A 17,892-nucleotide genomic window follows, 5' to 3' on the forward strand; every position below is an offset into this window, starting at 1 on the left:
TGTCCAGGGGACCTGAGGGGAAGCGGACATTACTACGCATCTCCCGGAAGCCACCGCAAATGCCTGCCGCTTCACTCGTTCATGTGGTCTAGCAGGACCCCGGCGCGCGGACCGTCGAGGCGCCTCGCGGGGGCGGCTCTCCCGGCCCCCGGCCAGGTTGGCTCCGGCCGCCGTTCCAGCCGGTGTTCAGGCGGCTTTCGACCCGGAGCCGGCGCTCGGACGCGGACCGCGGAAGACGGCCCACGCCCGCTGGCGCTCGCGCTCCTCCTCGGTCGGTGAGATGTGCGGCATGGCGCACCGCAGAATCGGCGGCGCCATCAGGGACGTGGTGATCGCCACCAGGATCACGACGGTGTACGTGGTCGTGTCGAGCACGCCCACCCGGAGCCCGACCGCCGCCACGACTATCTGGATCACCCCGCGCGCGTTCATCCCGCCGGCCAGCGCCAGCGCCTCCCACTTGGTCAACCTGCTGGACAGCGCGCCCAGATACGCCCCGGCGAACTTGCCCGCAACCGCGATCAGGACCGCCGAGACGGCGGCGAGCAACGGGACCGTCCCCGACAGCGCGGTCAGGTCCACCCGGAGCCCGGCGGTGGCGAAGAACAGCGGTGCGAACACCGACACCACCATCGTCCGCAGAGGTGCGAGCCGGGCCAGGTCCGCGCTTTCCACTCTGTTCACGGAACCGACGACCAGACCGCCGAGGAAGGCGCCGAACGCCGCCTCGAAGCCCATGGCCTGGGTCGCCGCCGCGCTCAGCACGATGACGCAGACCGTGGCCGCGATCGTGGGCCCGCTCCCCGAGGACCGCCGGCACCGCGCGAGGACGCGGCGCACCAGGGGACGGGCGACGGTCGCCGTCACCAGGACGGCGAGGGCGAGCAGCCCCAGCGAGGACGCGACGGTCCCGGCGCGCACGCCGACGGTGGCCATCGCGGAGACGACCGACAGGAGCAGCCATCCGATGACGTCGTCGACCACGCCCGCGGCGATCGTCAGCTGTCCGATGTCGCGGTGCAGCAGATTCATGTCGGAGAGCGTCTTCGCGATGACCGGCAGGGCGCTCACGCACATCGCCACACCGACGAAGAGGGCGAACGTGGCCCGGTCCGTCGAGCCGCTGAGGAGCGAGCGCGGCGCCACGGCCCCGGCCGCGACGCCGGCGGCCAGCGGGATCACGAGCCCGGCGAGCCCGACACGCAGGGCGACGGTCCCCTTGCGGCGTACGAGTCCGAGATCGACCTCCATGCCCGTGACGCCGACGAGCAGCACCACGCCGAGCTGCCCGATCGCGTCCAGCAGATTGAACTGCGCGGCGGTACGGGGGAACAGCCAGGCGGTGAGGTGCGGCGCGAGATGGCCGAGCACGGTCGGCCCGAAGAGCACCCCGGCGCACAGTTCCCCCACGACCGCCGGCATGCCGAGGCGGTTGGCCAGCCGGCCGAGCAGTAGCGCGGCACACAACAGCAGGCCGACCTGAAGGAGGAGGACGAGCAGAGCGTGTGCGCCGATCGAGGGCGGTGGGGCCACGGCGGTCTCCCTGGGTCGTGTCTTCGAAGTCCCGTGCGGCCGGCGGTCTGGCACGCACGCTCGCGGCGGTGTCGTCGGTCGCCGACTCCCCCAAGGTCTCGGCTCCGTCGAACAGGGGGACCCCCATCGCGTCGACTCCCTCCTCCGCCTTGCGATCGCACGCACCAGACCCCGCCGGCCCCGCACTACGGGCGGACGACGCCACTTTGAAGACACTCCCCAGCGCGGTGAAGTTCGGCCCAGCCGCCCAGTGCCGCCCAGTGCCGCCCAGTGCCGCCCGCGCCGGGGCGGCGTACCGTGCGACCCGCCCCAGCGTGCCGGGGCGGCGCGCGGCCCCGCTTCTCATGACGTGCCCAGCCGGATCGGGCGAGCCCGAGGCCACCTTCCGCACGGTCCCGGGCGGCGCGAAACGGGTCCCTGTCCGGGGCACTCCGCACTGCACGCGCTTTCTTTGTCGATTGGACAAAAAATACCTTGACCCGCGCCCGAGGGCCGTGGGACCATTTATTCGTCGCTCGATAAAAAAAGTTGGCCCGGCCTTGAAGTCTCCGCTCGCGCGGCCACGCCGACGAGTGGACCGAGGTCCAGGGGGCCCTCGGGCCAGGCTGCCTTCCACCGCACTCCGAAGCACCCGACAGGAGACAAGAGCCATGAGCCTCGAAGGCAAGACCGTGTTGGTGACAGGGGCCAATCGCGGCATCGGCAAGGCGCTGGTCGCCGAGGCCCTTGCGCGGGGTGCCGCGCGGGTCTACGCCGGTACCCGCCAGCCCCTGACCCACGACGACGCCCGGGTGACGCCCCTGACGCTGGACATCACCGACGCCGCGCAGATCCAGGCGGCCGCCGAGCAGGTCGACTCGCTCGACGTCCTCATCAACAACGCGGGCATCATGCTGCCCGACATCCCGTTCGACCCCGCCGTCCTGGACCGACACATGGCGGTCAACTTCCACGGCACCCACGCCGTGACCCAGGCCTTCCAGGGCGCCCTGATCCGCTCCGGCGGCGCCATCATCACCATCAACTCGGCGGCCGCGCTCTCGCCCCTGCCGCCCTTCGCGTCGTACTCGATCTCGAAGGCGGCCCTGTTCTCCCTGACCCGGACGGCGCGTGCCTTCCTCGCGGGGCAGGGCGTCCGGGTCCACGCGGTCCTGGCAGGCCCCATCGACACCGACATGACGCGCCAGCTCCCCATCCCCAAGTCGTCCCCCGAATCCGCCGCGCAGGCCATCTTCGACGCGGTCGACAAGGGCGAGGAGGACATCTTCCCCGACGCCACGATGGCGCCCATGACCGACATGTGGCGCAACGGTCCGGACAAGATCCTCGAGCGGCAGTTCGCCGAGCTGGCCCAGGGTGCGCCCCCGGCGTGAGCCGGGTGCCACCCACTCGCGTGACGTAACACCAGGACCGCCCCGCCTCCGGGGCGGTCCGCACATTCCGGGCGGGGGTGGGGGGCCCGGGACACCAAACGGTCGGCTCAGCATGACCGGTGAACTCAGCACACCGCACAACCGGTCAACTCAGCACAACGGGGGTGGAACATGAAAGGCAGATTCGGATGGGCAAGAAGGGGAAGTGAGGCGCCACCACGGTGGTGGCGCCGTCGGACCGCCGTCCTCCTCGCGGCACTGGCCCTGACCGCCGTGACGGTGTCCGGGCTCCCGGACGCCTCGGCGAACGCGGCCCCGGCACCGCCCAAAGCGGCCCAGGACTGGCCGATGTTCGGCCAGAACCCCGACAACACGTCGAGCACACCGGACACCCAGAAGCACCAGGTCACGACCGCGAACGTGACCACGCTCGCGCAGAAGTGGGTGTTCACGACCGGCGGTGACGTGTCGGCGCGGGCCGCGGTCACCCATGGCGCCGTGTACTTCCCCGACTGGTCCGGCCATCTGTACGCGGTCAACGCCAAGAACGGCCACGCCCTGTGGTCCCGGGACATCCTGAAGGACTACCTGCCGGGCGTCTTCACCGACCCGCCCGCCAAGGTGGTCTCCCGCACCACGCCCTACGTCGACCTGAGCACCGACACGCTCTACATCGGCACCCAGCAGGGCGCCTGGATGCTCGCCGTCAACACCAAGACGGGCGCCCTGCGTTGGAAGGCCCAACTCGACACCCACCCCTACGCGGTCGACACCGCCGCGCCGATCGTCCACCAGGGCGTGCTCTATGTGGGCGTCTCCTCGAACGAGGAAGGCGCGGCCACCAGTCCCGGCTACCCCTGTTGCAGCTTCCGGGGCAGCGTGGTCGCGCTGAACGCGGCCACGGGAGCGTTGAAGTGGAAGACACCCGTCGTACCGGAGGGATACAGCGGCGCCGCCATCTGGAGCAGCACCATCGTCCCGGACCCGGCCAGGGGCGTCGTGTACACCACGACCGGCAACAACTACAGCACGCCCACGGCCCCCGCGTACACGTCGTGCATCAGCAACGGCGGCACGCAGGAATCGTGCACGTCTCCGGACGACCACTTCGACTCCGTCGTCGCCCTGCGCATGACGAACGGGTCGGTCGCGTGGGCACAACGTCTGTCCAGCGGTGACGACTGGAACCTGGCGTGCCTGTCCGGCACACCCGGACCCAACTGCCCCCAACCTACGGGCTCCGACTACGACTTCGGCAGCGGCGTCAACCTCTTCACCATCCAGACGGCCACCGGACCCAAGACCGTCCTGGGCGCCGGCCAGAAGAGCGGCGTCTATGCCGCCTTCGACCCCGATCGCGGGGGCGCCATGCTGTGGGCCACCCAGGTGGGGCCCGGCGGACCGCTCGGCGGGGTCCAGTGGGGATCGGCGACGGACGGCAAGCGGATCTACGTGGCCATCTCCGACTACCAGGGCGCGCCGTACGTCCTGCAACCCTCGGGCCGGCCGACGAGCCACGGCTCGTGGGGTGCGCTCGACCCGGCGACCGGCAAGATCCTCTGGCAGACCGCCGATCCGGGCGGCGCCTCCGACCAGGGACCGCTCGCCGTGACCAACGGCGTCGTGTTCGCCCCGTCCGCCGCCGGCACCGGAAACAACATGTTCGCGCTCAACGCCGAGACCGGCTCGGCCCTCTGGGGCTTCGCCTCCGGGGGATCCGTGCTCGCGGGGGCCGCGATCGTCGGCGGCACCGTCTACTGGGGTTCCGGTTACAGCAAGCTCCCCGGTCTGACCGGCAACAACAAGTTCTACGCGTTCCAGACGCGCGGCCCGCGGTCCTGACGGAGCGGGCCCGGCCACACGCCACCACCACGGCCACACCCCACCACCACGGGAGGACAGCAAGGTGATCGTCGCCCTCGGGCCGGTCATGTGGCACTCGGCTGGCCCCGGTGCCCGCCGCACGAGCGGATCCCGACAGCTGTGACGAGGGCGGCTCCAGATCAGCCGGTGCGCACGCGCCGGCACCTGGAGCCGCCCTTCGTGGTCGCGACCTCAGCCGCACCGAAAGCCACCCACCCATGGAACTCGGCGCCGCGGGAATGCCGAGGACGCTCGCGCGTGTTTACGTATCGAACGACAAACTAAGCGCTCACCACCTACGGAGCAGGTCAAGGTAGCCTTGCTCGAACGGTACACAGGAGGACAGGGCATTCTGATGGCCACTCGAGGCAGGCCGCGCAAATTCGATCCCGACATCGCCCTGCGCCAGGCCCTGACCCTGTTCTGGGAACGGGGCTACGAGGGCACGTCGCTCAGCGATCTTGCCGCGGCCATGGGTATCGCCTCGGCCAGCATCTACGCCTGCTTCGGCAGCAAGGAAAACCTGTTCCGCCAGGTCATGGGGCTCTACGGCGCCACGTCGGGGGAGTCGCCCCGGCGCGCCCTGCGCGAGCAGCCGACCGCGCGCGCCGCGATCGAGGCCATGTTGCGCGCCACCGCGCACGAGATCACCCGCCCGGACACACCGACCGGCTGCATGCTCATCCTGACCGCGCTCACCGGACCGGTGGAGAACCAGGGGGTACGGGAGTTCCTTGCCGACCTGCGGCGCGACATGCACGCCACCATCAGGGACCGGCTGGTCCGAGGAGTCGCCGACGGAGACCTCACCGCGCCCCCGGCCGGCCTCGACGCCATCGCGCGGTACTACACCACGGTGGTCGAGGGCCTGTCCGTCCAGGCCCGTGACGGCGCCACCCGCGCCGAGCTGGAAGAGGTCATCGCCTGCGCGACGGCCACGTGGGACCACCTCGTGTCCCGCCCGCTGCCCACCAGTGGATGACGCGGGTCCCTGTCACGCGCCCCCGCGACGCCGGCCGGACATCGCCGGCCGTGGGCGGCACGACCTACCTCGACCAGTACCCTTCGACCGACCGGCCCGAGCGCGTCGATCGGGCCAAACCGCCTTCCACGGCGGCTCGTTGGGCCGGTTCGGGCGGCGGGGCCCAGGATGGCCCGCCCCTCCACGCAGCCGTGCAGGTCATCGCGGTGCCCATGCCCAGGCGCCGGCCGAGGGAGGAGCCACGCCAGCGCCGAGCAGGCCGCCGGTGGCCTCCGCCGTGAGGGGCAGAGGCCGACTGCACTCGCACCACCCCCGCGCGCTGTCATACCGCCCCGCTGGGCTCGGATGCCGTACGGAAGGCGTCTCTTCAAGGCACCACTTCCAGGCACCACTTCACGGGTGCGCCGCATGACCATTCACCGTCCGGGCCTGCTGCGGGCCCTGCATCGTACGGGGCCGACCGGACCGGGCGCGCCGGTAGATGACGTGCCGTCAACTGGCTCAGCGGCGCTCTGAGTCGGGGCGGCGCGGAGTGCCCGCGCCGCCCCCGTCGCATCATGACCTGTCAGTCTCCTCAGCGCAGTCCGGCGAACATGTCGTTCTCCGGCACGTCGGCCCCGGTGCTGTCCTGGACCCGGACGAAGGTTTCGACGCCCATCACTTCGGTGAACCTCTCCACGCCCATCCGCAGGAAGAAGATGTTCTCCCCCTGGCTCGCGTGTGCGGCCAGGGCGTCGAACTTCTGGGTGCCGTAGGCCGAGGTGTCCACCCATGTGGTGATCTCCTCGTCCGGGAGCCCGATCTCCGCCATCGCGGCGGCCTCGGCGGGGTCCGGCTCCGGGGCGTCCGGGTTGAATTCGCGCATGAGCTCACCGAATCGCCGCATCAGCGAGCGGGGCGCCGTCGTCCAGTACACCTTCGGCGTCTGCTCGATCATCGCCAGTGCCGCCATCGTGACGCGGTTCGCCTGGATGTGGTCCGGGTGCCCGTAGAAGCCGTTCTCGTCGTAGGTGACGACTACATCGGGTTCGTAGCGCCGCATGAGTTCCGCGAGCCTCGCGGCGCCCTCCGCCACCGGCGTCCGCCAGAACGAGCCGGGGGCGTCATTGGTGGACCAGCCCATCATGCCCGAGTCGGCGTAGTCCAGCATTTCCAGATGACTGATGTTCAAGACCGCGCAGCTGGCCTTGAGTTCATCACGCCGCATAGCGGCGACGGCCGCCGGGTCGTGCCCGGGATCACCCGGCTTGACCCCTCCGGGGCCGTCTCCGCACCCGCCGTCGGTACACGTCACCAGAACCGTGCGAATGCCCTCCGCCGCGTACCGGGCAAGAACTCCACCCGTTCCCGTGGCCTCGTCGTCGGGGTGGGCGTGCACAGCCATGAGAGTCAAAGGCCGATCAGTCACGACGTGTTTCTCCTGTATCAAGGGGCTTTCCACCTGCATCTGACGCGCGGACGCAGCCGAAGAGCGCTCAGTCTGTCCCACCCATTGTTACTGGAGGCTTCTTGCTGGAGGCGCCCCAGTCGCGACGTGCCGGGCGCCCGCCCTCGCGTGCTGATCCGCCGGTCCGGACCGGGACGGCGATCAGGCGGGCCGTGAGGGCAGTGAGGGGTCATGATGGCCGGGCGGCTCGGCGCACCGCTCGCCGAAGAGCGCGGTCGTGCAGGGCCCGCCGTCGCCGGTGTAGGGGTGATGGCGGATCGGGTCGAGCGGGATGCTGGCCTGCCCCTCCAGTGGAGGCGGCGTCGGCTGCGCGAGCCGCGTCTCGACCTGGGTGATCCGAGCCGTCAGGTCGTCGCTGGTCACTGGGGTTCTCCTTGCGGTCGGGGCGGAGTGGATTCGTTGTCCCTACCCGTTCCCCGGGCGCTCTGTCACGGTGGGTGGCGCCGCGTCCGGGCGTCCGGCCCGCGGCCGTCGCCGCCGGCGTCGACGCGTGCCGCGCCTCGGGCGGTCCAGGCCTGTCGTAGGGTGCGTGGTATGAGCCCGCGCATCGCGACCAACACGCCTGTCTCACTCGACCAGTTGCTGGAGTTCGTCCGCCCTCGGCACCGCGCGATCCTGCTGACCCGGCGGACCGACGGCGGCCCGCAGGGATCCCCGCTGACATGCGGTGTCGACGAGGCGGGGCGCCTGGTCATGTCCACCTACCCCGACCGCGCCAAGACCCGGAACACCCGCAGGGACCCCCGCGTCAGCGTGATCGTCCTCTCGGACGCCTGGGACGGACCCTGGGTCCAGGTGGACGGCGAGGCCGAGGTCATCGACGCGCCGGAATCGGTCGAGCCCCTGGTGGACTACTTCCGGAGCATCAGCGGCGAGCACCCGGACTGGGCGGAGTACCGCGCGGCGATGGTGAAGCAGGGCAAGTCCCTGATCCGCGTCACACCGGTGCGCTGGGGACCGGTGGCGACCGGCGGGTTCCCGCCCGCGCCCGCGCAGGAGCAGGGACAGGAGTAGCCCGCTGCGGCCGGGCCCCCGTCCCCGGCTCCCGGCCCCGCCCCCGTTCCCGGCCCGCGCCCCGACGCCGGCGAACGGGCCAAGGCGCCAGGCCCCGCCGCGTCGGGAACGGCCGCCCGGCGCTCTCGTGTTTTCATACGGTCATGGAGACGTGGCCTGGTCGTCCTTATCCGCTCGGTGCTGTCCACGACGGCGCCGGAACCAATTTCGCCCTCTTCTCCGAGGTGGCAGAGGGGGTGGAACTCTGCCTCTTCGACGACGCCGGCGACGAGCGGCGCGTGCCGCTCACCGACGCCGACGGATCGGTCTGGCACGCCTATCTGCCCGGTGTGGGCCCCGGCCAGCGGTACGGCTACCGGGTGCACGGCCCGTACCGGCCGTCCGAGGGGCTGCGCTGCGATCCGGCGAAGTTGCTGCTCGACCCGTACGCCACCGCCGTGGACGGACAGCTCGACGGCGACCCCTCCCTGCTCACCGCCGACCCGGAGCACCCTGGCACGCCCAACGGCCTGGACAGCGCGGGGCACGGGATGTTCGCGGTGGTGACCGACCGGGGTTTCGACTGGGAGGGCGACCGGCGCCCGAACCACCCCTACCACGAGTCGGTGATCTACGAGGCCCACGTACGGGGCCTGACGATGCGTCACCCCAGTGTGCCCAAGGAACTGCGCGGTACGTACGCCGGGCTCGCGCACCCCGAGGTGATCGACCACCTCAAGGAACTGGGCGTCACAGCGGTGGAGTTGATGCCGGTGCATCAGTTCACGCAGGACGGATTCCTCGTCGACCGGGGCCTGTCGAACTACTGGGGCTACAACACCATCGGCTTCTTCGCGCCGCACAACGGCTTCGCGGCCGGCGGTACCCGGGGAGAGCAGGTCGTCGAGTTCAAGGAGATGGTGAAGGCTCTGCACGCCGCCGGGATCGAGGTCATCCTGGACGTGGTGTTCAACCACACGGCCGAAGGCAACGAGCGGGGCCCCACCCTGTCGTTCCGGGGCATCGACAACACGGCGTACTACCGTCTCGTCGACGACGACCCCGCGCACTACTTCGACACCACCGGCACCGGCAACTCCCTGCTGATGCGCCACCCCAACGTCCTGCAACTCATCATGGACTCACTGCGGTACTGGGTCACCGAGATGCGCGTCGACGGCTTCCGCTTCGACCTCGCGGCCACCCTTGCGCGGCAGTTCCACGAGGTGGACCGGCTTTCGGTCTTCTTCGACCTGGTCCAGCAGGACCCGGTGATCAGCCAGGTCAAGCTGATCGCCGAACCCTGGGACATCGGGGACGGCGGCTATCAGGTGGGCAACTTCCCCTCCCTGTGGTCGGAGTGGAACGGCCAGTACCGCGACACCGTGCGCGGCTTCTGGCGGGGCGAGGGCGGCACCCTGGCCGACTTCGCGTCCCGGCTCACGGGCTCGTCCGACCTCTACCAGCACGACCGGCGGCGGCCCCGGGCAAGCGTGAACTTCGTGGTGGCGCACGACGGATTCACGCTGCGCGACCTCGTCTCGTACGACACCAAGCACAATGAGGCCAATGGCGAGGACAACCGGGACGGCGCGGACGACAACCGGTCCTGGAACTGCGGCGTCGAGGGTGAGACCGATGACCCCGACGTACGGGAGCTGCGCCTGCGCCAGCAGCGCAACCTGCTCGCGACGCTCCTGCTCTCCCAGGGCGTACCGATGCTCGCCCACGGTGACGAGCTGGGGCGCACCCAGAACGGCAACAACAACGCCTACTGCCAGGACAACGAAATCTCCTGGGTGGACTGGGAGTTGGACGACGAGCGGCGCGGTCTGCTCGACTTCACCCGGCGTGTGGTGGCGCTGCGCCACGCCCACCCGGGGCTGCGCCGTCGCCACTTCCCCGTCGGCCCCACCCCCGGCACCCCGCCGGAGCGCGCCGAGGTGGTCTGGTTGCGGCCCGACGCGTGTCAGATGGACGACGAGGACTGGAAGCGCGACGACGCACACGTCCTCGCGGTGTACCTGTGCGCCGACGACCCCATGGAACGCGACGCGCGGGGCCGCCCCGTCACCGACGACACGTTCCTGCTCCTGTTCAACAGCTTCCACGAGCCCGTCGACTTCCGCGTGCCGCCGGCGGCGTTCGGCGAGGAGTGGCACCTGGTACTGGACACGGCGGACCCGTCGGCGGACGGGAAGACGTCCCGCTTCAAGGCGGAAGCCGAATTCCCCATGGCGGCGCACAGTTTGCGGGTCCTGCGGCGGGGGCGGCGGGGGTGACATGAACGGGCGCGGGTTCGGGGCAACCGACCACCGACCCGCGCCCGTCCACGTTCCGATGACTGACACGGCCCGTGCTCGCGGGTCGAATCAGGTGAGCTGCCCGCGCTCCGTGGGTGCGCGCCGGCCTCACGCAGCCGGCGAAGCCGGCGCCGCGGAGTCCCGTGCGATGTGGGCTGCCTGGGTCATCAGCGCGAGCAGGTCGGGAGTCGAGGAGTCCTCGCGGAGATGGTGGAATTCCGTGCCGAGGGTGATCGCGAGCCGCTCCGGCAGTGCGAGGCCGGGGTAACGGTCCTCCTTGAGCAGGACGCGGGCGGCTTCGAGCGCGGTGAGCCCCTGGGCGTGCAGCAAGGCCGCCTGTTCGGCGAGGTCGTCGAGGTAGGCCACGTGGTCCCGCAGAGCGTCGGGAGTCATGAGTGGGCCGTGACCCGGCACGATCCATTCCGGGGCGAGCGCCAGGATCCGCCTACAGGCGTCGGAGATCCGCTTGAGGGGGCCGGCCCAGTGTGACGGGTGATCGCCGGAGAAGACGACGTCACCGGCGAACACCACGCGTTGCTCGGGCAGGTGGACGATGAGGTCGCCGACGGTGTGAGCGGGGCCGACCTCCAGCAGTTCGACGGGTATGGAGCCGACCCGCAGGTCGAGTCGGCCGGTGAACGTGGTGGTCGGGGGGAGCACCTGGATGTCCGAGAAGTCGAACCGCCCGAAGTGCCGGCGGACGTACCAACCCAGCGCCTGGTTCGGGTCGGCGTCATGGCAGAGCGTGAACAGTTGTTGGGGCGTCGGTTCCAGACACTGGTGCTCCAGCGTCGCCCGAGTCGCGATGATCTCGGCACCCGGCAGCTGCTGGAGGCCCCAAGTGTGGTCGCCATTGGCGTGGGTGACGGCCACTCGGTTGAACGCGGTGTGACCGGCTGCCACGCGAGCGGCGTCGAGGAAGGTGTCCGTCAGCGCCGGAGTGTAGGGCGTGTCGACCAGTATCGCGTCGCCGTGGGAGGTGATCAGGCCGCAGTTGGCCAGCCCCCACACGCCGTCCGCCCGGGGACGCCACGCGAACACCCCGGGGGCGATCTGCCGCAAGTCAGAAGCAAGAGTCATGAGAGATCATTCTGCGCGTGCGGGGGCTCCCACGGAAGGACGTTTCCCGTGGATCGGACCACACTCTCCGGGGCCGGATTTCACTCGGGCGTCCCGCGCGTCCGGAAGACATCGCGGCGGCGGTCGTCCTCTTGGCTCAAGGAACGGAAAGTGGCCAACCAGTGGCGGGCGGGCTTGCCACTGAAATACCGTCCCCTCAACGGCAATTGATCATCAACAGTTGATCGCCTAGGAGGTTCGGCTCCCGTGGACGAGGCTGCGCGCACCTTCCTGCTGGAGAGGGGGAGGCCCGGAATTCGGTTGGCGGCCCGTGCCGCCCCCCGGCAGTTCGTCGGCCACGCAAGCCGTCCGGCCTCGACCGGCGCCACCTCAGGCGGCCCACGCGTACGAAGGGGGTGTGCGTGGGCGACACGACGCCGCGAGCAGCGACGTTCCCGAGCACGAACCCCGCTGGGCTGCCGCCTGCCACCACGCACCGGCCGAACCTGACTCTCGGAGATGAATCGCCGAGAGGTTGACCGGCAACGTGCACTACACCCCCAGGAGCAGCATGCAGCCCAGCTTCGTATCACGCCCCGCCATTCACCTCCCTGAGTACAGGGTCAGCACCGACGAGATCATCCGCGACATAATGGAGCACCACCCCGACCACCCCCGGCTGCGCGTCCTGCCGCGCATCATCGAAAACACGAGTGTGACCAGCCGGCGCTTCACCCGTCCCCTGGACTCCGAGGTCATTTCGGGCCGCGCCCCCGTGGAAACGCGTACCGCGGTCGCCTTGAACGACGCTTTGGACATGGCCGAGCGCGCGGCCCGGCAAACGCTCGACGACCACGGCCTGACAGCGGCGGACATCGACGCCGTGATCACCAGTCACTCCACTTCCTGGGGCGTACCGCAACTGGACGTACGGCTCATCAACGCGCTCGGCATGAAACCCACGACACGACACCATTCGGCCACCACGTTGGCGTGCGCCGGCGGCGTGCAGTCCTTGATCCGCGCCACCGAAATGGCAGCCGCCCTGCCCCGTGGCTCGAACGTCCTCGTCGTCGTCTCCGAGGTCATCAGCAGCATCTACAACCACGCGGACGACAGCGTCGAGTCCATGGTCTACAAGGCGCTGTTCGGCGATTCCGCCGGTGCGTGCATCGTCTCCAGCACACCCCTGGGCCCTGGTCTGCGTATCGACGACACCTGGCAGTACCTGCTGCCCGGGAGCGTCGACCGCTACCGGGGGCGTCTGGACGCCGCGGGGTTGCACTTCGACAGCACCAAAGAAGCGCCCCGAGCCGCGGCGGAGATCATGGATCCCCTGCTCGACTGGCTCGGTCCTTGGCGGCCCACTGTTCCCGTCATCCACCCGGGAGGCCCGGGCATCATCGACCACGTGACCCAGCGCCTCGGCCTTGACCCGCACACCGTCAGGCACTCACGGAACAGTCTGGCGGAGAACGGAAGTCTGGGGGGCGCCGCTGTCCTCGATATTCTCCGGCGGACCCACCTGGAGCACCCCGCCACGGGGGCCGAAACCCTCCTGTTGGCCTTCGGCCCGGGGTTTACCGGGGTGGCCTGCCGCGGCACCTGGGTCGCCTGAAGGGCGAGCGGCACGGCGAGGACGAGGGTGCGGTCGTCGTGATGCGGGTCCGGGGGGCGCGACTTCATGCCAGCACCGCTGGCCGGAGTTGCCCGGGCCAGTGCCTCTATACCGGTGCACCTTCTCAAAAGATCCGCTCCGCTGAAAGGGACCAATTCCGCCGCCCGCCCAGCACGTTGAGCGTCGCTTCCTCTGCCGGTGAGCGGCCCGAAGGCGCGTCAGCCGCGCCCCGCGCGCCCCCTGCCCGTCCGTGCCACCGGCCGTACGGGTGCTCTTCTGTCCGGTGTCGTGGTCTCGGCGGGGTCGGGTGCTGGACTGGTCGGGCAAAGGCATCGTGCCGGCACATGAAGTCCTCAGCAGAAGGAGCGTTACGTCGTGCGTATCCGCAAGAGTCTGGCCGTGTTGGTCGCAGCCGCCTGTTTCGCGCTGACCGGCGCGGCCAGCCCCTCTCAGGCCCGCGTCCCCGCGCCCCAACGCGCCTCGAGCGCCGCCGCGTTGAAGCGGGCGGCCGCGCAGTGCGCGGCGGGTGAGGTCTGCTTCTGGCACGACAGGAACTACTCCGGCACCCCATGGCGGTGGATGCCGTCCAACGGCTACCGGGACATGCCGCCCAACCTGCACGACCATGTGTACTCGTTCTACGCCAACGTCCGCGCGTGCTTCATCGACTACAAGCCGCGCGACTTCCGCAAGGTCAACATCGGCGACTACGCGATGGCTTACGACACCAACTTCGGCAAGAGGATCGACGCCGTAGCCCTCAACAGCGCCTGTTGAACGGCTCGTTGGGAGGCTGACCCATTCGCGCTCCGTCCCCCCAGCCGCCGTGGCGGGGGGACGGAGCGCACCCCTTCATGTGTTCGCGCCCCCGGCGCGGAGCCGTCAGGTCATGCATCGAAAGGTCGCGCGGCCTTCAGAAGAGCCTGGGGGAGGTAGGCGGATTCGACTCGGATCGTCCAGCCTCGGCGGCGGGCATGGCAGGCGAGCGCGAGAATGTCGAGGTTGAGGGAGGCCTCGGGATCGTCCGCGCGATCGGCGACGCGATAATAGTCGCGGTGGGCTTCGAGCGCGTCGGCCAGGGCCAGGTTGAAACTTTCCTCATCGCCTTCGACGAGCTGGGACAGCAGGACCGCAGGCGGCATCGCGAAGCCCCAGTCCTTGGCCTTTTCGGTGTACTCCACCGCTCGCCGCGCGGCCGCTTCGGGATCGGTGCCCATGAGGTAGGCGTGGAGGGCTTCACGGTACGCGCTGAACGCGGAGCCGTCGGAGCCGGGGCCGGTGAGGACGAGCGGGGCAAGTTCCTCACGTACACCGCTGATCAGGGCGGAAGCGACTGCCTGCTGCCAGTTGCCGGCGCCGGGAGCCGTGTCCTGCCGGATCTGACCGGTGGCAAAGGGGATGGGCGCCTCGCGCCGGGAACGCTCGTACAGAGCCTTCAGCCGACCGTCGTCGGTCCCCTGGTCGGCGGGCCGTTCCACCACGAGCGGGCCCGCCGCGAGCGCGGCGACCGCATCCGCGCGACGGTCGCGGCCGAACCCGCCCACCCGAGGGCTGCGGGTCTCGAAGCCGGTGATCAGCGCGTGCGGGAGGTAGCCGGTGCGGATGGCAGGGGCCCAGCCGAGCGTCCGGTATGCGAGGGCGCCGAGTGCGAGAGGGATGAGCGGGAGAAGGGAGCGCGCGGGGGCCGAGGGGCCCTGCATGGCCCGGTGACCGACGAGGAGGTCGGCGAGCCCGGCGTCGAAGGCCTGCCGGTCCTCGGCCGCCAGGGCGCGCAGGGTGCGCAGGGCCGTGCTGTCCGGCCGGTCCAGAAGAGGTTCACCGCTCTCCTGCGCGCGGGCCCGCAACCGGTCCCAAGCCGCGTCGACGGCGGCGAGCTTGGCCCGCGTACTCGGCGGATACTCCTCGTCGTCTCCGGTGTCGTCCAGGACCACGGCCATCAGCGCGGTCGCGAGCTCACCGGTGGGCGTGCCCTGCGCCTGCCGCGCGAACTTGGCCCGGGCGAAATGAAAGGCCTCGCCGTGCCACGCGGTCCGGTCCCTGAGGACGGACAGGCACAGCGCCTCGACCCACTCCCGCGGTGTGACGCTCTCCTCGGGCGCGTCGTCGCCCGGGTCGTAGCTCATGCCGAAGTTCACGTACTCCAGGAAGACCTGGAAGGAGCAGTGCGGGTGATAGGCGGCGTAGGCGACGGCTCCGGCCGCGGCCTCGGAGGCGTCCTTGAGGGCAGCCATCGCCTCCGGGGTGTCGAGGCCGGGGGTCGTCACGGAGAGCGCGCCCAGGTAGTCGAGGAAGTCGTCCGCGATCAACTGCCAGGTGTAGCTGGTCATCCGGTCTCCGCGCGACATGGACCGCACCCGGCCACCGATGCGGTTCGTGAAGTCCTCGCCCGCCGCCGACACGACGCCCTCGCCCACCTGATGACGCTCTATTCGCACTGCCCTGCTCCTTGATCGATCCCTGCGACAGCCTAGGCGCTGGGTCCGACAGACCAGGACCACCGCCTCGCCCGCCCGAGGCTCCGACCGACTCAGGGCCTCGCCCGGCGAGCGACGCGGGAGCGCGTGTATACGGCCCCGAGCGGAACGTGGAGGTCATTACGTGTTCGATATCCACCGCAACCTTTCGATCTCCTCCGCCACGCCGCCCGTCGCCGGCCGGGCGTTGGCGGCTTCCAGGGCGCGCGGCCCGATCGCGCGTGTCGGCGTCGGCACTTGGCGCGTGTGGCGTGCCGTTTCGGGTGATGCTGGAGGGGTGACCACTGATCCGCGTGACGGTTCGGCCGTCGAGGGCGCCATTGATCCGCCGACCATCGGTGTGGAGGAGGAGTACTTCCTCATTGATCCCGGGACACGTCTGGCGGTGCCGGGCGGCCCGCGGGTCGCCGCGCGCGCTGCCGGGACCGTCGGGGACCTCGTCGCCCCGGAGTTCGCCGAGTGCCAGGTGGAAGGGCGCACGCCCCCGTGCCGGACGGCGAACGAGGTGCGCCACCATCTGACGCGGGTGCGCGGGTCGCTGGTGGGCGCGGCCCGTGCCGAGGGGCTGGCGCTGTGCGCGTCGGGTACGCCCGTGCTCAGCGACGACGGGCCACCACACGTGGGGGACCACCCGCGTTACCGGGCCGGCCAGGAGCAGTACCGCGGCATGATGGACGACTTCGCCATCAGCGCCCTGCATGTCCACGTGCATCTGCCCGACCGCGAACTGGCCGTCCTGACCATCAACCACCTGCGGCCGTGGCTGCCGCTGCTCATCGCGATGAGCGCCAACTCACCGTTCCACCAAGGCCGTGACACCGGGTACGCCAGCTGGCGCACGGTCATCAGGAGCCGCTTCCCGTGCCTGGGGCCGCCGCCTTACGCGGCCTCCCTGGAGGAGAATGAAAGTCTCGCCGTCACGATCGCCGACACGGAGGCGATGCTCGAGCCCGGCATGCCGTTCTGGGACCTGCGGCCCAATCCCAGGCTCCCCACCGTGGAGATCCGCGCCATGGACGTGCCGCAGGACGTCGACGACGCCGTCGCCATCACCGTGTTGCTGCGAAGCCTGGTCGTCACCGCTTTGGGCAGCGTCCGGCGCGCAGACCCGGGGCGGCCGTGGAGCGGCGAAGTGCTGCGGGCCGCGTGCTGGCGGGCGGCCCGGGACGGCTGGAGCGGCAGCGGCTTCGACGCCCTGACGGGGCGCGTGCGGCCCGTGGCACAGCTCGCCGAGGAGATGGTGCGGCATGTCCGGCCGGTCCTGGAACGGTACGGGGACCTCGACGAGGTCACCGCGTTCCTGCGGCGGCTGGCCGAGCAGGGGGACGGAGCTCGTCGCCAACGCGCCTGGGCGGGGAACGGCGCCGGGCCGAGCGGGGTGGTGGACCGGCTCGTGCGGGCGACCGCCCGCCCGCCGGGACCGGACGGCATGCTCAGCGCGGCGCCAGCGTAGTGACCAGTACGTCCCGGTGGCCCGGGCGGGAGGCGTCCAGCGGGCGGATCGGGGAGACGCCGTGCAGCGTCGCGCGGTCGTCGCCCAGAAGGAGGGTGCCCGGCCGGCTGAGTGTGGTGGTCATCAGCTCCGTACCGTCCTGGTCGTACACCGTGCTCTCGCCGCCGGTGGCGTTGACCCGGTCGATGAGCAACGACGTCACCAAGGTGACGCCGTCGCGGTGACGGCCCTCGGGGGTGGGCTGTCCCGCGCCGTCGGCCTCGGCCATGACTCTGAAGGGGTGCACCTTGACGTTCCACTCGTCCGCGTCGTCCAGGCACGAGGCGATCCGGCCGAGCATCCGGATCAAGGACGCCAGGACGGGTTCCGCCTCGAAGGCGGCGGTCAGCGGTTCGAAGTGGCGGTCCACCTCCACGTACAGGGGATTGCTCTCCTCCGGCTGGATGAAGGAGCCGTTCGGCCGCGCCGCGATGTCTCCCGCCCGGGACAAGGAGAAACGCCCGTATCGCCGCAGCCGCCGCGTCCCCGTCTCTGCCGCGTACGGGTCGGGGCCCAGCTCCTCCCAGTGCCCGGCGAACCGGGCCCAGCCCGCGTCGTCCATGCCGAGGCAGCGCGAGACGGCGGCCGACGTCATCAGACATGAGCCCGAGGAGACCAGGGCCTCGCGGACCTCCTCGAGCGGCTGTCGCGCGCGGTCGGCCCCCGCGCCCTCGCGGTCCGCGCTGATGGTGTTCACCTCGTCCATGAGCCCATGCTCGGGTGCCGCACGGCTTCTCGCATCCGCTGTGCGCGGC

Annotated in this window: 14 protein-coding genes; 8 read left to right on the top strand and 6 right to left on the bottom strand. The window is 70.6% G+C overall.

Annotation, left to right across the window (positions count from 1 at the left end; all coding sequences use genetic code 11):
- Positions 1-186: 186 nt before the first annotated feature.
- Complete coding sequence (locus ABR738_RS36220) at positions 187-1,533, bottom strand: cation:proton antiporter (protein ID WP_350234239.1); 1,347 nt, start codon at positions 1,531-1,533, stop codon at positions 187-189.
- Between the two features lie 650 nt (positions 1,534-2,183).
- On the opposite strand from ABR738_RS36220, the gene ABR738_RS36225 reads away from it, so the two are divergent.
- From ABR738_RS36225 to ABR738_RS36235, 3 genes are all read left to right on the top strand, one after another.
- Entirely contained in the window at positions 2,184-2,906 is a 723-nt protein-coding gene (locus ABR738_RS36225) for an SDR family NAD(P)-dependent oxidoreductase (protein WP_350234240.1), read from the top strand.
- 273 nt (positions 2,907-3,179) lie between these two features.
- Complete coding sequence (locus ABR738_RS36230; RefSeq protein ID WP_350234241.1) at positions 3,180-4,748, top strand: outer membrane protein assembly factor BamB family protein; 1,569 nt, start codon at positions 3,180-3,182, stop codon at positions 4,746-4,748.
- A 376-nt stretch (positions 4,749-5,124) separates the two neighbouring features.
- A complete protein-coding gene (locus ABR738_RS36235; protein ID WP_350234242.1) occupies positions 5,125-5,751 on the top strand; it encodes a TetR/AcrR family transcriptional regulator in 627 nt (208 codons plus the stop codon).
- A 574-nt stretch (positions 5,752-6,325) separates the two neighbouring features.
- On the opposite strand, the gene ABR738_RS36240 is transcribed toward ABR738_RS36235, so the two are convergent.
- On the bottom strand, positions 6,326-7,159 hold the full coding sequence (locus ABR738_RS36240; RefSeq protein ID WP_350234243.1) for a PIG-L family deacetylase: 834 nt from the start codon (positions 7,157-7,159) through the stop codon (positions 6,326-6,328).
- 180 nt (positions 7,160-7,339) lie between these two features.
- The gene (locus ABR738_RS36245) at positions 7,340-7,561 is read right to left on the bottom strand and encodes a hypothetical protein (RefSeq protein ID WP_350234244.1); all 222 of its coding nucleotides are present in this window, start codon (positions 7,559-7,561) and stop codon (positions 7,340-7,342) included.
- Between the two features lie 171 nt (positions 7,562-7,732).
- Here ABR738_RS36245 and ABR738_RS36250 point away from each other — a divergent pair, with 171 nt between their 5' ends.
- Positions 7,733-8,212, top strand: a complete 480-nt coding sequence (locus tag ABR738_RS36250; RefSeq protein WP_350234245.1) for a PPOX class F420-dependent oxidoreductase — start codon at positions 7,733-7,735, stop codon at positions 8,210-8,212.
- Positions 8,213-8,355: 143 nt separating this feature from the next.
- Positions 8,356-10,473 carry a glycogen debranching protein GlgX gene (gene glgX, locus ABR738_RS36255; RefSeq protein ID WP_350234246.1) on the top strand — a complete coding sequence of 706 codons (2,118 nt, stop codon included), beginning with the start codon at positions 8,356-8,358 and terminating at the stop codon, positions 10,471-10,473.
- A 129-nt stretch (positions 10,474-10,602) separates the two neighbouring features.
- Here the strand turns inward: glgX and ABR738_RS36260 are convergent, their stop codons facing one another.
- Positions 10,603-11,574: an MBL fold metallo-hydrolase gene (locus ABR738_RS36260; protein WP_350234247.1), complete on the bottom strand. Its 972-nt coding sequence runs from the start codon at positions 11,572-11,574 to the stop codon at positions 10,603-10,605.
- A 550-nt stretch (positions 11,575-12,124) separates the two neighbouring features.
- Here ABR738_RS36260 and ABR738_RS36265 point away from each other — a divergent pair.
- Both ABR738_RS36265 and ABR738_RS36270 read left to right on the top strand, forming a co-directional pair.
- A complete protein-coding gene (locus tag ABR738_RS36265) occupies positions 12,125-13,171 on the top strand; it encodes a PhlD (protein WP_350234248.1) in 1,047 nt (348 codons plus the stop codon).
- Positions 13,172-13,546: 375 nt separating this feature from the next.
- The gene (locus tag ABR738_RS36270; protein WP_350234249.1) at positions 13,547-13,948 is read left to right on the top strand and encodes a peptidase inhibitor family I36 protein; all 402 of its coding nucleotides are present in this window, start codon (positions 13,547-13,549) and stop codon (positions 13,946-13,948) included.
- Positions 13,949-14,058: 110 nt separating this feature from the next.
- Here the strand turns inward: ABR738_RS36270 and ABR738_RS36275 are convergent, their stop codons facing one another.
- Positions 14,059-15,606: an immunity 49 family protein gene (locus ABR738_RS36275; RefSeq protein ID WP_502964198.1), complete on the bottom strand. Its 1,548-nt coding sequence runs from the start codon at positions 15,604-15,606 to the stop codon at positions 14,059-14,061.
- Positions 15,607-15,922: 316 nt separating this feature from the next.
- Between ABR738_RS36275 and ABR738_RS36280 the strand changes: the two genes are divergently transcribed.
- Positions 15,923-17,098, top strand: coding sequence for a carboxylate-amine ligase (locus ABR738_RS36280; protein ID WP_350234250.1), 1,176 nt, complete (start codon positions 15,923-15,925; stop codon positions 17,096-17,098).
- On the opposite strand, the gene ABR738_RS36285 is transcribed toward ABR738_RS36280, so the two are convergent.
- The gene (locus ABR738_RS36285; RefSeq protein ID WP_350234251.1) at positions 17,079-17,843 is read right to left on the bottom strand and encodes a 2OG-Fe dioxygenase family protein; all 765 of its coding nucleotides are present in this window, start codon (positions 17,841-17,843) and stop codon (positions 17,079-17,081) included. The genes ABR738_RS36280 and ABR738_RS36285 overlap by 20 nt on opposite strands.
- Between the last annotated feature and the right edge of the window lie 49 nt (positions 17,844-17,892).

It is taken from the genome of Streptomyces sp. Edi4, from assembly GCF_040253615.1.
GTDB lineage: Bacteria > Actinomycetota > Actinomycetes > Streptomycetales > Streptomycetaceae > Streptomyces.